Origin of the sequence: Plantibacter sp. lyk4-40-MEA-4 (genome assembly GCF_030209415.1) — a bacterium.
Taxonomy (GTDB): domain Bacteria; phylum Actinomycetota; class Actinomycetes; order Actinomycetales; family Microbacteriaceae; genus Plantibacter; species Plantibacter flavus_A.
In genome coordinates, this window is record NZ_JARVSA010000004.1 from 95,339 (window position 1) to 111,912 (window position 16,574).

The following is a 16,574-nucleotide window of genomic DNA, read 5'->3' on the forward strand; positions in this document are numbered from 1 at the left end:
ATTCGGGGAGGAGCGCGCGACTATAGGCGGCAAGAAAAAAGCCGCTGACCTGGGTGATCCAGGGCAACGGCCGGGTGAAGCTGATGGAGCCGCCCAAGGGAATCGAACCCTTGACCTTCTCATTACGAGTGAGATGCTCTGCCGACTGAGCTAGGGCGGCGCGTGCGCTGGTCGCCCGGCGCACGAGTATCCATGTTAGCGCAGCTTTTGGACCGTCGTGTACAGCTCGGCGAAAGAACGACGGATCCGCTCGGCGAGGGACCCGGGGGTCGGCGCATCAGCCCAGCAACGCCACGCGTGGCGCAGGCCGGCGAAGCCCACCATCGTCACCATCCAGCAGCGGTCGAACAGTGCCTCGGCGTCCTCCGCGAGCGTCGGGTCGTCGTTCAGCACCCGCCGCTCGACGACCTTGTACAGGCCCTCCTCGAAGCCGCGCATGCTCGCGATCCGCGCACCCAGCAGGTGTGGGTGGTCGCGCAGCACGTCCTTGCGGAGATGGTGGATCTCGACGTCCTCGTCGGCGTCCCCCACGGTCCGGGCCAGGAGCTCCCCCAGATCGGTGAGCACGTCGGTGGCGGGCCCGGCGGTCAGGAAGGCGTGCAGGGCGTCGCCGTCCGGGATCAGCGGGATGTCGCCGATCAGCGCCTCCTCCTTCGTCCCGAAGTAGTTGAAGAAGGTCCGCGGCGAGACCTCCGCCCGACGGCTCACCTCCTCGACCGTCACGTTCTCGAGCCCCTGCTCACTCGCGAGCGTCAGCACCGCGTGCTGGATCGCCCGACGCGTCGCGAGCCGCTTCCGCTCGCGGAGCCCGAGTTCAGCCGGCGCCGTCATGGTCATCAGGATCCCGCCGTCAACTGCACATCGGGTCCTTCGACGGCACCGTGCCGTCGATGAGGTACTGGTCGACCGCCTGGTTCACGCAGTCGCTGCCCTTGTTGTAGCCGGTGTGACCCTCACCCTTGTAGGTGATCAGCTGACCCTTGTCGAGCTGCTCCGCGAGGTTCTGCGCCCAGACGTACGGCGTGGCCGGGTCGTTCGTCGTCCCGACGACGAGGATCGGCGCTGCGCCCTTCGCGTGGATCTCCCCACGCTCGGTCCGCGTCTGGTACGGCCAGTTGGCGCAGAACGTGTCGCCGTAGGCCATGTACTCGCCGATCACGGGAGCCGCCTCCTCCAGCTGCTTCGCTTCGTCGGCCATCTTCGTCTTGTCGTCGTCGTAGCTGTAGTCGAGGCAGTTGATCGCATTGAAGGCCTCGGTCTGGTTGTCGGCGTACTTGCCGGACTCGTTGCGACCGTTGTAGCCGTCGGCGAACTGGAACGCGATGTCGGTCCCGCCCTGCATGACCTCGTCGAACATCTGGCTGAGGTACGGCCAGGCATCGGCCTGGTACAGCGGGTAGATGATCGCCGTGAGCAGCGTGTTGCCGCCCAGCTCACGTCCGTCGTCACCGGGGATCGGGTTCGCGTCGACCTCGTCGAGGAGCGTCTTGATCTCGGTCATCGCGCTGTCGACCGAGCCACTGAACGGGCAGTCCTTGCCCGTCATGCAGTCCTCGAGGTAGGCGCGCAGAGCACTCTCGAAGCCCTTGGCCTGCTCCTTGACGACCTCGAAGTTCGACGTCGACGGGTCGATCGCGCCGTCGAGCACGAGGCGCCCGACGTTCTTCGGGAAGAGCTCCGCGTAGGTCGCTCCGAGGAACGTGCCGTACGAGTACCCGAGGTAGTAGAGCTGCTTGTCGCCGACGGCCGCGCGCAGCATGTCGAGGTCCTTCGCCGCGCTCTGCGTGTCGACGAACTCGAGCATCTTGCCCGTCTCCTCAGCACACGCGTCGCCGAAGTCCTTCGCGGCCTTCTCGTTCGCGGCGATCCACTCGTCGGAACCGCGCTTCCCCGGCGTGACGTCGTACAGGTACGCGTCCATCTCGGAGTCGGTCAGACATTTCACCGGCGTCGACTTCCCGACACCGCGGGGGTCGAAACCGACGACGTCGAAGTTCTCCTGGAGGTCCTTGTCGACCGCGAAATCGAGGCTGTCGGCGACGAGGCTGTAACCGGAACCGCCCGGGCCGCCGGGGTTCATGAAGAGCGAACCGATCGGCTTGCCGTTCGTGGCCTGGTGCCGCACGAGCGCCAGGGAGAGTTCGCCGTCCGAGGGGTTGTCCCAGTCGATGGGCGCCTTCGCCGTGGCGCACTCGAAGCCATCGGCACAGCCGCTGGTCTTCCAGTCGAGTTTCTGCTCGTAGAAGGGCTTCAGCTCGGCGTCGACGTCGCTCGTCGCCGGTGACGAGGACGACGTCGTCGGCTCGGCGGCCTTCGGCGGCAGGAAGGCCGTCACGCACCCGCTCAGCGTGAGCGCCGCGACCGCGAGACCGGCCACCAGGGCGACCCGCGCCGTACGGCGCGCACCGGGACCCCTGCGACGGGGCGCACCGGTCGATCCCGTCGAGTCCGACGGCTGCTGCCTGGGCGAAGTCACAGAGGCTCCCTACCGGACCGCCGACACGAGCATGGCCTCCAAGGCCAGCGCCGGGGCGACGTTCCCTTCGATTCGTGTGCGGGCGACGGAGATCGCCTCCAAGGTTTCGATCGTAACCGCAGGCGTCGTCCGGCGAGCGGCTTCCTCGAGTTCCGGACGCAATTCACGGTTGATGATCGTGGCGTCGTGCCCCAGCTGCAGGAGCACGATGTCGCGGTACAGCGACAGCAGGTCGACCATGATCCGGTCGAGGCCGTCACGCAGGCTGCGGGTGGCGCGCCGCTTCTGGTCCTCCTCCATCGCCCGCACCTGCGAGCGGAGGGCCGGCGGGACCGATTGACCGGGCTCGACGCCGAGCGAGCGCAGGGTGCTCTCCCGCTCGGCCTCGTCGCGCAGCGAGGTGTACGCCTTCGCATCGTCGCCCGCCAGCTCCAGGAGGCGCCCAGCGGTGACGACCGCCTGACCGGCACTCCGGATGTCGAGCACGGCACGGAGCGTGGACTCACGGCGCTGCCGCGCGCCGGGGTCGGTCGCGAGGCGGTGGGCCATGCCGACGTGGCTCTGCGCCTCGCGGGCGGCGCGTTCGGCGAGCTCGGGCGCCACGCCGTCACGCCGTTCCAGCAGCTCCGCGACGTCGTCGATGGTGGGGACGCCGAGGCGGACCGAGCGGACGCGCGACCGGATGGTGGGCAACAGGTCGGCCTCGCTCGGCGCGCACAGCACCCAGATCGTGCTGCTCGGCGGCTCTTCGAGCGACTTCAACAGCAGGTTGGAGGTGCGCTCGGTCATGCGGTCGGCGTCCTCGACGACCATGACGCGGAAGCGACCGACGGACGGCGCGCGGTAGGCGTTCCGGACGAGGTCGCGGACTTCGTCGATCGTGATGATCACGCGATCGGTGCTCAGCGCGGAGAGGTCGGGGTGGGTGCGCGCCTCCACCTGACGACGGGTGACGTCGTCGCCCCCGGGCTCGCGGCTGAGGAGCGCGGCGGCGAAGGCGTAGGCGAGGGTCGAGCGACCGGAACCGGGCGGCCCGGTGATGAGCCAGGCGTGGGTGAGACCCTTGGGCGTGACCGGGTCCGACGCCGACTGGAGGAGCTCGATCGCGTCGCGTTGACCCGTCAAGTCGGTCCAGGAAGCCATGCGTCTACGATACCGGGCGGCACCGACGTGAGCCGGCGGGGCCCTTCGACAGGCTCAGGGACCGGGACGTTGTGCGCTCAGGGACCGGACAGGTGTGCGCTCAGAGACCGGGAGGATGTGCGCTCAGAGACCGGGAGGATGTGCGCTCAGAGGAGCGGCGCGATGCGGGCCTGGATGTCGGCGGCCAGTCGCTCGGGTGGGAGCGCGGCGTCGACGACGAGGAACCGCTCGGGCTCCGCGGCCGCGAGGGCGAGGAACGACTCCCGCACCCGGGTGTGGAAGTCCTGCGCCTCGGCCTCGAGCCGGTCGAACCGCTTGTTGGCGTTGTCGAGACGGCCGCGGGCTACGGCGACGTCCAAGTCGAGCAGGACGGTCACGTCGGGCAGGAGGTCCTCGGCGGCCCAGAGCGAGATGTCGCGGATCTGCCGGGCGTCGAGTACGCGTCCGCTGCCCTGATAGGCGACCGACGAGTCCAGGTACCGGTCCTGCAGGACGACCTCGCCCCTCGCGAGAGCCGGGCGCACGACGGTGGCGATGTGGTGTGCGCGGTCCGCCGCGTAGAGCAGGGCCTCGGCACGCGGGCTGATGTCGCCTCGGTGATGCAACACGATCTCGCGGATCTCGACACCGAGCTCACTGCCGCCCGGCTCGCGGGTCCGGACGACCGTCCGCCCCTGCTGCTCGAACCAGTCGCTCAACAGCCGCGCCTGCGTCGACTTCCCGACGCCGTCACCGCCCTCGAGGGTGATGAACAGGCCCCGAGGGTGTCCTCCCCCGCTCACGTGACGGCGTCGGCCTTCGCCGCAGCCGCCTTGTTCGCGGCGCGCGTCGCGGCAGCCTTCTTCGCCGCTTCCGAACGGGCGGCCGACGTGGCCGACGCGGACTTCGTGGCCGTCGCCTTGGCGGTCCCCGTCTTCGCGGCGGGGGTCTTCTTGGCCGGAGCCTTCTTTGCGGGAGCCTTCTTCGCGGGAGCCTTGCGACCGGCCTTCGGCTTCGCCGGGCCCTTCGCACGCTTGTCCGCCAGGAGCTGGACCGCTCGCTCGAAGTCGACGTCCTCGACCTGCTCGCCGCGAGGGATCGTCGCGTTGGTCACGCCGTCCGTCACGTACGCGCCGAAGCGGCCGTCCTTGATCTTGATCGGCTTCCCGCTCTCGGGGTCGGCCTCGAACTCCTTGAGGGCGCTCGACGCCTTCCTGGCTCCGTACTTGGGCTGGGCGAACAGCTCGACGGCCCCGGCGAGGTCGACCGCGAAGATGTCGTCCTCGGAGGTGAGCGACCGGGTGTCGGTGCCCTTCTTCAGGTACGGACCGTAGCGGCCGTTCTGCGCGAGGATCTCCTCGCCCGACTCGGGGTCGGCGCCGACGACCCGCGGCAGGTCGAGGAGCTTGAGCGCGGTCTCGAGGTCGATGGTCGCGAGGTCCATCGACTTGAAGAGCGATGCGGTGCGCGGCTTTTCCGCCGCCGCCTTCTTCTTGGCAGGAGCCTTCTTCTTGGCACCCGCTGCCGGCTCGGTCACCTCGCCGGTCGCCGTGTCGACGGAGAGCTCCGCCTCGGGCTCCGGGTCGACCTCGGTGATGTACGGGCCGAAGCGTCCGTCCTTCGCGACGATCTCCTTACCGGTCGTCGGGTTCACGCCGATGACGCGATCGCCGACGACGGGTGCGTCGATGAGCTCGTGCGCCTTCGCGGGCGTCAGTTCATCGGGCGCGAGGTCCTCGGGCAGGTTGACCCGACGCGGCGTCGGGGCTTCCTCTCCCTCGGCCGGCGGCGGACCGTCGGGCGTGACCTCGAGGTACGGGCCGTACTTGCCGATGCGGAGCGTGACCCCGTCGTCGATGACGATCGAGTTGATGCGGCGGGCGTCGATGTCGCCGAGGTTGTCGATGACCTGACGCAGGCCGCGACCCGAGTCGTCGCCGAAGTAGAAGCCCTTGAGCCAGTCGACGCGGTCGACCGAGCCGCCGGCGATCCGGTCGAGGTCGTTCTCCATCTCAGCGGTGAAGTCGTACTCGACGAGCTCCTCGAAGTACTCCTCCAGGAGACGGACGACGCTGAACGCCACCCAGCTGGGGATGAGCGCCTGGCCGCGCTGCGTCACGTAGCCGCGGTCGATGATCGTGGAGATGATCGACGCGAAGGTGGACGGTCGGCCGATGCCGAGCTCCTCGAGCCGCTTCACCAGGCTGGCCTCGGTGTAGCGCGGCGGCGGCGAGGTCTCGTGCCCCTTCGCCTCCGGGTCCTCGATGCCGAGCTGCTGACCTTCGGTGAGGGGCGGCAACTTCGCCTCGGACGCGTCGTCCTGGGAGTTGCGGTCCTCGTCCTGGCCCTCTTCGTAGGCGGCGAGGAAGCCACGGAAGGTGATGACGGTGCCGGAGGCGGTGAACTCGGCGCGGCCGACCTCGGTCTTCGACTCGAGCGTGATCGTCGCCGTGGAGCCCTTCGCGTCGGCCATCTGGCTTGCGACGGTGCGCTTCCAGATCAGGTCGTACAGCTTGAAGTCGTTCCCGCGGAGGGTCGATGCGAGCGAGGACGGCGTGCGGAACGTGTCGCCCGAGGGACGGATCGCCTCGTGCGCCTCCTGCGCGTTCTTGCTCTTGCCGCTGTAGAGGCGCGGCTTGTCGGGCACCGTCTCAGCACCGTAGAGGGCAGCGGCCTGTTTCCGAGCCGCGTCGATCGCCTGCTTGCTCAACGACGGCGAGTCGGTACGCATGTACGTGATGTAGCCGTTCTCGTACAGCGACTGCGCGACACTCATCGTCTGGCGAGCGGAGAACCGGAGCTTGCGACCGGCCTCCTGCTGGAGCGTGGAGGTCGTGAAGGGAGCCGCCGGACGGCGGGAGTACGGCTTGGACTCGACGGAGAGGACGGTCGCCTTCGATTGCCCGAGTGCTGCGGCGAGCGCCGTGGCCCGCTGTTCGTCGAGCGGGACGGCACTGCCCTTGAGCTGTCCGAGGTCGTCGAAGTCGCGGCCGGTGGCGACGCGGTCGCCGTCGAGCCGGACGAGGCGCGCGGTGAAGGGCGCTCCGGTGGCGTCGGCTTCGGGGAGGAAGCGGGCGATGACGTCCCAGTAGGAGGCGGCGCGGAAGGCGAGGCGCTCGCGCTCCCGGTCGACGACGAGTCGGGTGGCGGCGGACTGCACGCGTCCGGCGCTCAGTCCGGGGCCGACCTTGCGCCAGAGCACGGGCGAGATCTCGTACCCGTAGAGACGGTCGAGGATCCGGCGGGTCTCCTGGGCGTCGACGAGGTCGGTGTCGAGGGGCCGCGTCTTGTCCTTCGCGGCGAGGATGGCGTCCTTGGTGATCTCGTGGAAGACCATGCGGCTGACGGGGACCTTGGGCTGCAGGACCTGCAGGAGGTGCCACGCGATGGCTTCGCCTTCGCGGTCCTCATCAGTCGCGAGGAGGAGTTCGTCGGCGTTCTTGAGTGCGCGCTTGAGGTCCGCGACGGTCTTCTTCTTCGCGTCGGAGACGACGTAGTACGGCTCGAAGCCGTTGTCGACGTCGACCGAGAACTTGCCGAGCGAGCCCTTCTTGAGCTCGGCGGGAAGGTTCTTCGGCTCGATGAGGTCGCGGATGTGACCGACCGAGGACAGCACCTCGTAGTCGTCACCGAGGTATCCGGCGATCGACTTCATCTTGGTCGGTGACTCTACGATCACGAGTTTCTTGCCTGCCACGAGGCTCCTTCCATCAGGCACACCATACACACGTGCACAGCAGGCTTGTCCAATCGTGGGGCGGCCACGCGCGTGTCCAACCCCTTGCGTTCTGCGGCGTTCGGAGCAGAATGTCTGCCATGAGTACCCAGACGAGTTACACCGTGAAGTTGACCGACGGTCCACTGGAGGGCAAGACGATCAGCGCCCGACTCAGCGACCATGGATCACCGACGCCCACTGTCGACGTCCCGAGCGGTACCGCCGGCAAGGTCTACCGGTACGCCCGGACGACCGGTGAGGAGTACGACGACTCCGGCGCCCCGAGCGCGGTCGACTACCGCTTCCTGGAGGCGGTCTTCACGACCGGCTCCGGTCAGGACTGACCGGTCGCACCGCTACCTCTTAATAGGTGGCGGTCACGGGCACCCCGGCGACGGCGCCGGACGCCTCAGGAGGCGGTCCGGCTCTCGCGGCGACCGTGATGGCGCCGAAGGCCGTGTCGACAGTGGCGTCGACGAGGACCGTGAGGCCCTCCACGCTGCAGGTGCCGAGCGACGCCGCATTGCGCGCCGCGACCATGCGAGCAGTTTCGCAGGGGAAGCCTGGGAGCCTGCCGGACGCGGTGTCGGCTGCCGCCAACGCGGCTGCGTCGGCCGCGTTCGCCGCTCGCTGATGAGCGGCGAAGAGCGTCACCACGGGCAGTGTCGCCAGGAGGACGGCGATCAGGGCTCCGAGGACGCCTGCCGCCAGGACCGACCCGGCTCCGGTCTCGTCGTGCAGGCCTTCCGTCGCGCGGAGGGCGATACGGCGCAGCTGCACGTTCACCGGCCGCCACCCATGGCGCACGAGGAGGCCGATACCGGGACGATGCCGGCCAGGCCGGATCCGCCGACGGCGTCGACCCGCACGCAGACGAGGTCGCCTTCCGCCCCACTCGTCATGGTCGCCCCCGGCAGGACGCGCTCGACTCGACCCGCCGCGGTCCCGGCGTCGTCGCCTCGCCCCAGACTCCGGGCGGCGTCCGCAGCCGCGTCGGTCGCGCGGAGCTGGGTCAGCCCCACCTGCACCGCCGAGAGCCCCATCGCCAGCACGAGGACGACGGCCGGGACGACGACCGCGAACTCCGCCGTCACCGCGCCATCCTCCGAACGGCATGTCGGCACACTCAGTCGCACGGCTCAGCCGTTCGCCGTTAGGGCTCGTCGGATGAGGTCGGTGAGGATGCCCCGCACCTCGTCTCCGCGAAGGATGGCGACCAGGAGACCTGCGAAGCCGACGGCCGCCATCGTGGCCACCGCGTACTCCGCCGTGGCGGACCCCCGTTCGTCCTGCAGGACGCGCCGCACCTCGCGCGTGACACGCTGCTCGACTCGACGACCGATCGTGATCATGATGTTCCTTCCCCGCACCGGAGTGCTGCGCTCGTGGCACGAACACCTCCATGTTCGGCGAACGCGTCCAGCGACGCGCGAGCGGAGCCGACGTCGGCGACGGGCCGCCTCGGCCGGCCGGTTGTGGAGCGATCTCGCCTTGCACCCGACCGCTATTCATGCTTGAGTAATAGTCATGGATGAACAGCTGGCGGCGCGCGACTCGCAACTCCTCCGGGGCGTGTTGCCGATGCTCATCCTGTCCACCGTGCACCGCGGTGAGACCTACGGGTACGAGCTGGTCGAACGTCTCCGAGCCCTCGGTCTGGCCGATCTGGCGACCGGCGTCGTGTATCCGGTCCTCAGCCGGTTCGAACGCGACGGACTGGTGACCGCGCGTCGGGTCGCCTCCTCGGGCGGCCCAGCACGGAAGTACTACGCGATCACCGAACGAGGAGACGCGGCGAGGCTCGACGCCATCGCCCGCTGGAGGGCGATGACCGACATCGCCGAACGAGGAATCGACCCTGAAGGAGCATCAGCATGATCGACCAGAAGCACCCGACGGCCGATGACCTGCTCGCCGAGCGCGCTGCCCGTGGATTGAGCCTCGCGGACCGCTGGCGACGCGACTCGTACCTGCAGCGCCTCGACTGGCACCTGGAGGCCGTGGTCACGGGGCGGGAACGCCGCTCGATCATCCGTTCACTCCGAGACGAACTCTCGGTCGATCGGCGACCGATGACGATCGCGCTGGCCGACCTCGGCTCACCACGCGCTCTGGCCGCCCGCTACGCCGACGACCCGGCCCGGTTGCGGCCGACCTGGTCGATCGGGGTCATCTGGGGCGGCGTCGCGATCCTCGCCTACTGGTTCTCGTTCGCCCTGTTCACCCTCGGGATGCTCGCGGTGGTCGAGCAGTCGACACTCGATGAAGCGCACGCGCGGTTCTTCTTCGTCGACGTGCTCGCCTTCGCCAACGAGGACGGCATCGGCGTCGGCTGGTCCGGCGACGTCGCGTGGATCCTCGTGCCGATCGTGATCATCACCGTCGCCGTGCTCGTCGGAGCACGCTGCTGGCGCGCACTGCCACGCTCCCGCGGCTGACGCGGCAACGCCGCTGCAGCAAGGCGGGTCGGCGTCGAACAGTCGGTCAGAAGCCGAGCGTCGTCGAGGTGACGACGCTGAGCAGGAGCGGAGCCACACCGACGAGGAGGAACGCCGGCAGGATGCAGATTCCGAGCGGGATCATGAGGCGGGTCGCCAGGATCGCTGCAGCCCGCTCGCCGTCCGAACGCGCCTGGTCACGCTGCTGCTCCGCCTCGCTGCGGAGCAACTCTCCGGCCGGGATGCCCGCTCGGGCAGACAGCGCGAGGACACTCGTGATCGTGGCACCGTCGTAAGGGACGGCGAACCGCTCGCACGCCTCCTCGACGATCGATCGGGCCGCCGGCGCCGCTCCCCCACCCGCCATCGCCACCGCGACGAGGTCGAGCGACAACCCCGGCGCGGGGTCGCGCCTGGCCGCCCGTGCACTGAGCGCCGAACTCCAGCGCGCACCGACGATGAGGAACACCACACCGGCCGCGAGACAACAGAGTCCGGGAGGTGTCGCGAAGAGCGTCCGCAGCGTGTCGAAGCCGAGGGCCATCCCGAGGAGGACGGCGACGAGCGGCAACCAGAGCACCAGCCTCGCCGTCGCGGACGGTCCGGCGAGCGCCGTGCCGACGTCGCGACCGATGCGGTCCAACTCGCGGAGCGACCCGGCGAGGTCGCGCAGACAGACGCCGAGCGGCGCGCCGCTGATGGCAGCGACCTGCCAAGCGGCGGCCAGGCCCGCCCAGGCCGTGCGCGCGCCGGCACCCGTCTCCTGATCAGCGATGGCGGCGATCGCCGCCGGCAGGTCGCCGCCGTGCGCTGCAGCATCGGCCACCGCTGACAGCACCGCCGCGTCGGCCCGATGATCGTTCGTCGGGCCGGCTTCGTCGTCCGGTCCATCCGCCGCGAGGCCGACGGACACCGATGCTGATCGCGTTCGCGCATCGGCGTCGGCTTCCAGGGCGAGATGCCTCCAGGCGCTGCCGGGTGCGACACCGGCACCCAGCAGTACGGCCAGACGACGGGTGGTGCGCGCCACGCGGGCGGGACCGTCGTCATCGGGCGGAGCCGCGCCGGGAAGCGCCGCGAGCACCCGCCGCAGGACCCGCAGCCGGGTCACGGCAACTCCTCGACGGAGAGGCGGTCGTGTTCGTCGATCAGGAGGCGACCGACCGCCACCACCTGCCGTCCGACCGGGAGCCGTGCCAGGTGCACGATGAGTCCGATCGCGCTCGTCGCCTGACGGGCCACAGCCTCCTGACTCATGCCGGCGAGCGCACCGAGCGCTTCCAAACGGGCGGGCACGTCGGTCACGGAGTTCGCGTGGAGGGTGCCTGCACCGCCGTCGTGCCCGGTGTTGAGCGCCGACAGCAGCTCACGCACCTCGGGCCCCCGGCACTCGCCGAGGACGAGCCGGTCGGGACGCATGCGGAGCGCCTCGCGCAGGAGGCGTTCGAGGTCGATACCGCCGGCCCCCTCCAGGTTGGCCTGGCGCGACTGGAGTGCGACGACATGCGGGTGGAGGATCCGCAGCTCCGCGACGTCCTCGATCACGACGAGCCGCTCGGCGGGCGAGGCGAGGCCGAGCAGGGCGCCGAGGAGCGTCGTCTTCCCGGAGCCGCCCGCACCGGTGATGAGGATGTTCGTCCGGGCCGCGACGGCGTCGCGCAGCAGCTCGGCGACCGTCGCCGGGAACATCCCGGAGGCCTGCAGCGCATCGAACCCCAACGCTTCGTCCCGTGGCACCCGGATGGACAGGAGCGTCCCTCGCGTCGACACCGGCGGGAGGACCACGTGGACCCGCACCCCGTCCTGCAGACGCACGTCGACGCACGGCGTCGCCTCGTCGACGTGCCGCCCACCTCTCGCGACCAGGCGCACCGCGAGCGCGCGGATGGTCGCCTCATCGGAGCGCCATCCCGCCTCCCGGACGAGCCCGGCACCGTGGTCGAGCCAGAGGCCGGACGAGCCGTTGACGAAGAGGTCGGTGACCCCAGGATCGGCGAGGTAGGGCGCGAGCGCGCCGAAGTCGGCGAGCGCCGTGACACCGCGCGACTCGCCTGCTCGCGCGGGCTCGGCGTCGACCGCCGCCTCCGGCGGATCGGGCGGGGCGGCCTCGGGCGGGACGGAGACGACGAATCGATCGGACATGCGGCGAGCGTAGAAGCCCAGGCTCGACCCCCGAGGCGCGGAGGCGCTGACCTCGCAAGCTCACGAGACCGGCCTCGCTTGTGGAGCGTCGTCGGCGAACCTCAGTGCGCCTCAGCGACCGATCGTCGAGGCGCGGATGACGAGGTCCGCCGCGATCACCGGGGCGGGTGCCACCGTCCGACCCTCGATCCGGGCGAGGAGTTGCTCGGCGCCCGCGCGACCGAGCGCCTCACCGGGCAACCGCACACTCGTCAACGGCGGGTCGCTCACGACCGACGACGCCAGGTCGTCGAACCCGACCACCGCGAGCTCACCCGGTACCGGCATGCCCATCGCCCGCGCCGACTGCAGCACCCCGTACGCGTGCGTGTCGGTCGCGCAGACCAACGCGGTCACCCCGGCGTCGCGCCACCGCGGCCAGCTGTCGACGAACGCCTCGGCCGCCGCTTCGAGGTCGATGATGCTCTCCGCGCGATCGTCGGCGTGCACGCGCATCCCGCGCACGGCGGCCTCGCGCTCGAGCAGCAGTCGACGCAGAAGGAACGTGTCCGTCGCGGTGCGCCCACCGAGGTACCCGAGCTGACGGTGACCCAGGACGTGGAGGTGGTCGAGGAGCGCGCGGACACCGCCGAGGAGGTCGAAGTCGACGGAGACGGCGCGTCGGTCGGCGGCGACGCCACCGGACGCGGCCTCCGCCGTCGTCATCGGGAGGCGGGGTGCGTCGAGCAACACGAGCGCGGCGTCCAGCCGGAGCTCCTCGAGGAAGGCCTCGCTCGGCGCGTCGACCACGACCCCGGCCGGTCGGAGGGCCGCCAGTCGGCCGAGCGCCGCCGCCGTGGGCACGTCGCCCTCCCCGGTCACTGAGACGAGCAGCTGGTACGCGTCGCCGAGGCCGGCCCTGAGCCCGCGGATCACCGCACCGAAGTAGGGGTTCGAGGCATCCGGCGTCACGAAGACGACCAGGTTGCTCGACCCGCTCGCGAGCGCCCGCGCGGCGTGGTCGACGACGTAGCCGAGCTCCGCGATCGCCTGGCGCACCCGTTCGGCGTTCTGTGCCGACACGTGACCGGCCTCCTTGCCGTTGGCTACGAGGGACACGGTCGCGACCGACGTCCCGGCCCGCTCCGCCACCATCGCCGCCGTCACGCGACGGGCGGCACGTGGCCGGGGATCGTTCGGTTCGAGGGGCACCAGTCGATCGTATCGGGGCCGCGGAACCCTGGTCCGAACGACCCGGTTTGGCGAACCTAAAGCGCTTGACGTAAGCTGCCTCCGGCAGACCTGAAGCGCTTTACGTGCTGTGTCGCCCGCTCCCCCAGCACCCCAACGATGTGGAGAACCATGCCCCGCAAGATCATCCTCGACTGCGACCCAGGCCACGACGACGCGATCGCCATCCTCCTGGCACACGGCAACCCCGAGATCGAGCTGCTGGCCGTCACGACCGTCGTCGGCAACCAGACGCTCCCGAAGGTCACCCGGAACGCCCTCGCCGTCGCCCGCATCGCCGGGATCACCGACGTGCCGTTCGCCGCCGGTGCCGACCGCCCGCTCGTACGCCCGCTCGAGAACGCGCCCGACATCCACGGCGAATCGGGCATGGACGGCCCCGTCCTGCCCGAACCGGCGATCGCCCTCGACGACCGGCACGCCATCGACCTCATCATCGACCTCGTCATGTCGCACGAACCGGGCGAGATCACCCTCGTCCCGACCGGCGGCCTGACGAACATCGCCCTCGCAGCCCGCAAGGAACCGCGCATCGTGGAGCGGGTCAAGGAGGTCGTCCTCATGGGCGGCGGCTACCACGTCGGCAACTGGTCGGCGGTGGCCGAGTTCAACATCAAGATCGACCCCGAGGCCGCGCACATCGTCTTCAACGAGAGCTGGCCCGTCGTCATGGTCGGCCTCGACCTCACGCACCAGGCCCTCGCCACCCCGGAGGTCGTCGAGCGGATCGCCGCGATCGGCACCGGCCCGGCACGCTTCGTCGAGGAGCTGCTCGAGTTCTTCGGCACCACCTACAAGGACGCGCAGGGCTTCGACAGCCCGCCCGTGCACGACCCGTGCGCCGTCGCCTACGTGATCGACCCGACGATCGTGCGGACCGTCAAGGTACCGATCGACATCGAACTCACGGGCACGCTCACCCTCGGCATGACGGTCGCCGACTTCCGCAGCCCGGCTCCGGACGACTGCAGCACCTGGGCCGCGACCGAGCTCGACCACGCACGCTTCTGGGGCCTGGTCACCGACGCCCTCGAGAACATCGGGGAGATCGAACTGTGAGCGACCTCCTGAACTCCACGAGGCCCGCCGTCCGCATCGGCGCCCTCATGACGGCGTTGCTCGCCGCCTGCGTCGCGTTCCAGTTGAACGCCAGCATGCTGAGCCCCGCGCTCGTCAGCATGGCGCGCGAACTGCAGACCGACGACGCCACCATCGGCCTCTCGCAGACCATGTTCTTCACCACGGCGGCGTTGTTCTCGGTCTTCCTCCCCCGCCTCAGCGACATCGTCGGCCGGAAGCGCGTCCTGACGGGCATGCTCGTCATCATGCTCGTCGGCACCGTCGTCGCGGCCCTCGCCGTGAACGTCGAGATGCTGTTCGTCGGCCGCATCATCCAGGGCGTGTCCGGGCCGGTCGTGCCCATCACCCTGCTCATGCTGCGCGCCGAGGTCACTGACCCGAAGCGGTACGGCGCCATGATGGGCCTCATCACCGCGGTCAACGGCGGCATCGCCGGGATCGACGCGCTCGCCGGCGGATGGCTCGTCACGAACCACGGCTTCCGATCCGTCTTCTGGACCATGGCCGTCGTCGCAGCCGTCGCGATCGTGTTCGTCGTCCTGTGGGCCGCGAACTCGCAGCCCTCGAAGGGCACGAGGATGGACTGGTGGGGCGTGCTCCCGCTCGTCGTGTCGATCGCCGCACTGCTCACCGCGTTCAACGAGGCCGGCAAGCTCGCGGCGGCGAACTGGTTGCTCGTCGGCGGGTTCATCGTCGTCGCCCTCGTCGCATTCGCGATCTTCTGGACCGTCGAGAACCGCGTCGCCGAGCCACTGGTCGCCACGAAGTACCTCCGCCAGCGCAGCACCTGGGCACTCCTGCTCACGACGCTGCTCACGATGACCGGGGTCTTCGCCGTCGCCAACGGCCTCGTCACCTCGATCGCGCAGAACGCCGACGCGGGCTTCAGCATGGAGGCCGACCTCGCCTCGCTCGCGTTCCTGACGCCGTACGCCCTCGTCGGCTGGCTCGTCGGCCCGTTCGCCGGTCGTCTCGCGCCAACGCTCGGCTACCTGAACGTGCTCCGCATCGGTCTCATCGGCAGCATCGTCTCGATCGTCATCATGGCGCTCGTCGGCGTGCACTCGCTCCCCGTCCTCATCGCGACGACCGTCCTGATCGGTGCGACCTACGCGGGCATCGGCAACATCATGCTGAACGGGCTCGGCATCGTCCTGTCGCCGAAGGAGAACCCGGGCTTCCTGCCCGGACTGAACGCGGGCGCCTTCAACCTGGGCGCCGGCCTCAGCTTCGTCGTCCTCCCCGCCGTCCAGATCGCCGTCGCACCCGCCGGAGGGACGTCGACGGCCGGGTACACGAGTGCCATGCTGGTCGGCGCGGGCATCACCGCGGTCGCCCTGCTGGTGTCGTTCCTCATCCCGAAGCCCGCCGGCGCCGAGGTCCGTCCGGCCGAGACCGCCTCGGCAGCCTAGGAGGGTCACCATGCAGAGTCCACGCATCGTCGTCGTCGGGTCCTTGAACGCGGACCTCGTCGTCCGCACGGCACGCTTCCCGCAGCCCGGGGAGACGCTCACGGGATCCGAACTCGCCGTCATCCCCGGCGGCAAGGGCGCCAACCAGGCGGTCGCCGCGGGCAGACTCGGCGGCGACGTCACCATGATCGGCGCGGTCGGCGACGACGCGCACGGGTCGCTCCTGCTCGAGTCGCTCTCGAGCTCGGGAGTGGACGTCACCCGGATCGCCCGACGTGACGACGTCGCGACCGGCACCGCGGTGATCACCGTCGACGACGCCGGGGAGAACACGATCATCGTGTCGCCCGGGGCGAACGGCACCCTCACGCCCGACCGGATCGGCGAGGCGTGGACGGCGCTCGACGGTGCCGGCGTCGTCTGCCTGTGCCTCGAGGTACCCATCGACACCGTGCTCGAGACGGCCCGGCGGGGCGCTGCGGCCGGCGCGCTCGTGCTCCTCAACCTCTCCCCCTACGGTCCGGTGCCGGAGGAGCTCCTCCAGGCGACCGGCGTCCTCCTCGTGAACGAGCACGAGGCCGCCGATCTCGCCGGGGTCGACCCGGAGGAGGCCGGGTGGGAGGCGACCGCAACGGCGCTGCGCAGCCACGGCGTCCGACGAGCCGTCGTCACGACCGGGGCCGCGGGCAGTGTCGTGATCGACGGCGAGGCCGCCCCGACACCGGTTCCGTCGCCGACGGTGGACGCCGTCGACACCACCGGCTGCGGCGACGCGTTCATGGGTGCCCTCGCGCTGCGACTCGCTGCCGGCGACGAGCTCGTCGACGCGGCTCGATTCGCCTCGACCGTCGGCAGCTACGCGGCGACCGGGGCCGGCGCCCAGGCGTCGTACCCCGATCAGGAACAGCTCGCGGCGTTCCTCGAGCAGGGATGAGACACGGGGTCCCGCGTGAACC

17 protein-coding genes and 1 tRNA gene are annotated in these 16,574 nt (G+C 70.2%); 6 read left to right on the plus strand and 12 right to left on the minus strand.

The window, feature by feature from the left end:
* Positions 1 to 84: 84 nt before the first annotated feature.
* The 6 genes from QRN44_RS08650 to topA all read right to left on the minus strand — a co-directional run bounded on the left by QRN44_RS08650 (position 85) and on the right by topA (position 7,253).
* Positions 85 to 160 (minus strand) — tRNA-Thr (locus tag QRN44_RS08650).
* 35 nt (positions 161 to 195) lie between these two features.
* Positions 196 to 831 carry a TetR/AcrR family transcriptional regulator gene (locus tag QRN44_RS08655; protein ID WP_175117477.1) on the minus strand — a complete coding sequence of 212 codons (636 nt, stop codon included), beginning with the start codon at positions 829 to 831 and terminating at the stop codon, positions 196 to 198.
* A 19-nt stretch (positions 832 to 850) separates the two neighbouring features.
* Positions 851 to 2,476 (minus strand): alpha/beta hydrolase, encoded by a 1,626-nt coding sequence (locus QRN44_RS08660; protein ID WP_083397144.1) that lies wholly within the window; start codon positions 2,474 to 2,476, stop codon positions 851 to 853.
* Positions 2,477 to 2,485: 9 nt separating this feature from the next.
* On the minus strand, positions 2,486 to 3,619 hold the full coding sequence (locus QRN44_RS08665; RefSeq protein ID WP_137243700.1) for a DNA polymerase III subunit delta': 1,134 nt from the start codon (positions 3,617 to 3,619) through the stop codon (positions 2,486 to 2,488).
* Between the two features lie 146 nt (positions 3,620 to 3,765).
* Complete coding sequence (tmk, locus tag QRN44_RS08670) at positions 3,766 to 4,401, minus strand: dTMP kinase (RefSeq protein WP_285038884.1); 636 nt, start codon at positions 4,399 to 4,401, stop codon at positions 3,766 to 3,768.
* Positions 4,398 to 7,253 (minus strand): type I DNA topoisomerase, encoded by a 2,856-nt coding sequence (topA, locus tag QRN44_RS08675; RefSeq protein WP_502928637.1) that lies wholly within the window; start codon positions 7,251 to 7,253, stop codon positions 4,398 to 4,400. Before topA ends, tmk begins: the two co-directional genes overlap by 4 nt.
* 161 nt (positions 7,254 to 7,414) lie before the next feature.
* Between topA and QRN44_RS08680 the strand changes: the two genes are divergently transcribed.
* The gene (locus QRN44_RS08680; protein ID WP_147427206.1) at positions 7,415 to 7,660 is read left to right on the plus strand and encodes a DUF8847 domain-containing protein; all 246 of its coding nucleotides are present in this window, start codon (positions 7,415 to 7,417) and stop codon (positions 7,658 to 7,660) included.
* A 19-nt stretch (positions 7,661 to 7,679) separates the two neighbouring features.
* Here the strand turns inward: QRN44_RS08680 and QRN44_RS08685 are convergent, their stop codons facing one another.
* Genes QRN44_RS08685 through QRN44_RS08695 form a run of 3 tightly spaced genes read right to left on the minus strand, consistent with a single transcriptional unit; the run spans position 7,680 to position 8,668 of the window.
* Positions 7,680 to 8,102, minus strand: a complete 423-nt coding sequence (locus tag QRN44_RS08685) for an Rv3654c family TadE-like protein (RefSeq protein WP_285038886.1) — start codon at positions 8,100 to 8,102, stop codon at positions 7,680 to 7,682.
* Positions 8,099 to 8,410: a TadE family type IV pilus minor pilin gene (locus QRN44_RS08690; protein ID WP_285038887.1), complete on the minus strand. Its 312-nt coding sequence runs from the start codon at positions 8,408 to 8,410 to the stop codon at positions 8,099 to 8,101. The genes QRN44_RS08685 and QRN44_RS08690 overlap by 4 nt, the downstream gene beginning before the upstream one ends.
* 45 nt (positions 8,411 to 8,455) lie before the next feature.
* The gene (locus QRN44_RS08695) at positions 8,456 to 8,668 is read right to left on the minus strand and encodes a DUF4244 domain-containing protein (protein WP_121293956.1); all 213 of its coding nucleotides are present in this window, start codon (positions 8,666 to 8,668) and stop codon (positions 8,456 to 8,458) included.
* 175 nt (positions 8,669 to 8,843) lie between these two features.
* Here QRN44_RS08695 and QRN44_RS08700 point away from each other — a divergent pair, with 175 nt between their 5' ends.
* Together QRN44_RS08700 and QRN44_RS08705 are read left to right on the plus strand one after the other, a co-directional pair.
* Positions 8,844 to 9,194, plus strand: coding sequence for a PadR family transcriptional regulator (locus QRN44_RS08700; protein ID WP_079706884.1), 351 nt, complete (start codon positions 8,844 to 8,846; stop codon positions 9,192 to 9,194).
* Positions 9,191 to 9,754, plus strand: a complete 564-nt coding sequence (locus tag QRN44_RS08705) for a hypothetical protein (protein ID WP_285038889.1) — start codon at positions 9,191 to 9,193, stop codon at positions 9,752 to 9,754. The genes QRN44_RS08700 and QRN44_RS08705 overlap by 4 nt, the downstream gene beginning before the upstream one ends.
* Before the next feature lie 46 nt (positions 9,755 to 9,800).
* Here QRN44_RS08705 and QRN44_RS08710 read toward each other — a convergent pair whose 3' ends face one another.
* From QRN44_RS08710 to QRN44_RS08720, 3 genes are all read right to left on the minus strand, one after another.
* Positions 9,801 to 10,865: a type II secretion system F family protein gene (locus tag QRN44_RS08710; protein WP_285038890.1), complete on the minus strand. Its 1,065-nt coding sequence runs from the start codon at positions 10,863 to 10,865 to the stop codon at positions 9,801 to 9,803.
* Complete coding sequence (locus tag QRN44_RS08715) at positions 10,862 to 11,896, minus strand: TadA family conjugal transfer-associated ATPase (protein WP_121293954.1); 1,035 nt, start codon at positions 11,894 to 11,896, stop codon at positions 10,862 to 10,864. The genes QRN44_RS08710 and QRN44_RS08715 overlap by 4 nt, the downstream gene beginning before the upstream one ends.
* A gap of 111 nt (positions 11,897 to 12,007) precedes the next feature.
* The gene (locus QRN44_RS08720) at positions 12,008 to 13,087 is read right to left on the minus strand and encodes a LacI family DNA-binding transcriptional regulator (RefSeq protein ID WP_350310092.1); all 1,080 of its coding nucleotides are present in this window, start codon (positions 13,085 to 13,087) and stop codon (positions 12,008 to 12,010) included.
* Positions 13,088 to 13,237: 150 nt separating this feature from the next.
* Between QRN44_RS08720 and uriH the strand changes: the two genes are divergently transcribed.
* From uriH to QRN44_RS08735, 3 genes are read left to right on the plus strand one after another with little or no spacing between them, the layout of a single operon-like run.
* On the plus strand, positions 13,238 to 14,185 hold the full coding sequence (gene uriH / locus QRN44_RS08725; RefSeq protein ID WP_079003118.1) for a uridine-preferring nucleoside hydrolase UriH: 948 nt from the start codon (positions 13,238 to 13,240) through the stop codon (positions 14,183 to 14,185).
* Positions 14,182 to 15,618: a uridine transporter UriT gene (gene uriT / locus QRN44_RS08730; protein WP_502928635.1), complete on the plus strand. Its 1,437-nt coding sequence runs from the start codon at positions 14,182 to 14,184 to the stop codon at positions 15,616 to 15,618. The genes uriH and uriT overlap by 4 nt, the downstream gene beginning before the upstream one ends.
* Positions 15,619 to 15,628: 10 nt before the next feature.
* The gene (locus QRN44_RS08735; RefSeq protein ID WP_285038891.1) at positions 15,629 to 16,552 is read left to right on the plus strand and encodes a ribokinase; all 924 of its coding nucleotides are present in this window, start codon (positions 15,629 to 15,631) and stop codon (positions 16,550 to 16,552) included.
* Positions 16,553 to 16,574: the final 22 nt, after the last annotated feature.

Bases quoted from the DNA above. Each gene is read 5' to 3' on its own strand.
- QRN44_RS08655 (WP_175117477.1), bottom strand. From the start codon at position 831: ATGACGGCGCCGGCTGAACTCGGGCTCCGCGAGCGGAAGCGGCTCGCG.
- QRN44_RS08665 (WP_137243700.1), bottom strand. From the start codon at position 3,619: ATGGCTTCCTGGACCGACTTGACGGGTCAACGCGACGCGATCGAGCTC.
- topA (WP_502928637.1), bottom strand. From the start codon at position 7,253: ATGAAGTCGATCGCCGGATACCTCGGTGACGACTACGAGGTGCTGTCC.
- QRN44_RS08680 (WP_147427206.1), top strand. From the start codon at position 7,415: ATGAGTACCCAGACGAGTTACACCGTGAAGTTGACCGACGGTCCACTG.
- QRN44_RS08695 (WP_121293956.1), bottom strand. From the start codon at position 8,668: ATGATCACGATCGGTCGTCGAGTCGAGCAGCGTGTCACGCGCGAGGTG.
- QRN44_RS08700 (WP_079706884.1), top strand. From the start codon at position 8,844: ATGGATGAACAGCTGGCGGCGCGCGACTCGCAACTCCTCCGGGGCGTG.
- QRN44_RS08705 (WP_285038889.1), top strand. From the start codon at position 9,191: ATGATCGACCAGAAGCACCCGACGGCCGATGACCTGCTCGCCGAGCGC.
- QRN44_RS08715 (WP_121293954.1), bottom strand. From the start codon at position 11,896: ATGTCCGATCGATTCGTCGTCTCCGTCCCGCCCGAGGCCGCCCCGCCC.
- uriH (WP_079003118.1), top strand. From the start codon at position 13,238: ATGCCCCGCAAGATCATCCTCGACTGCGACCCAGGCCACGACGACGCG.
- QRN44_RS08735 (WP_285038891.1), top strand. From the start codon at position 15,629: ATGCAGAGTCCACGCATCGTCGTCGTCGGGTCCTTGAACGCGGACCTC.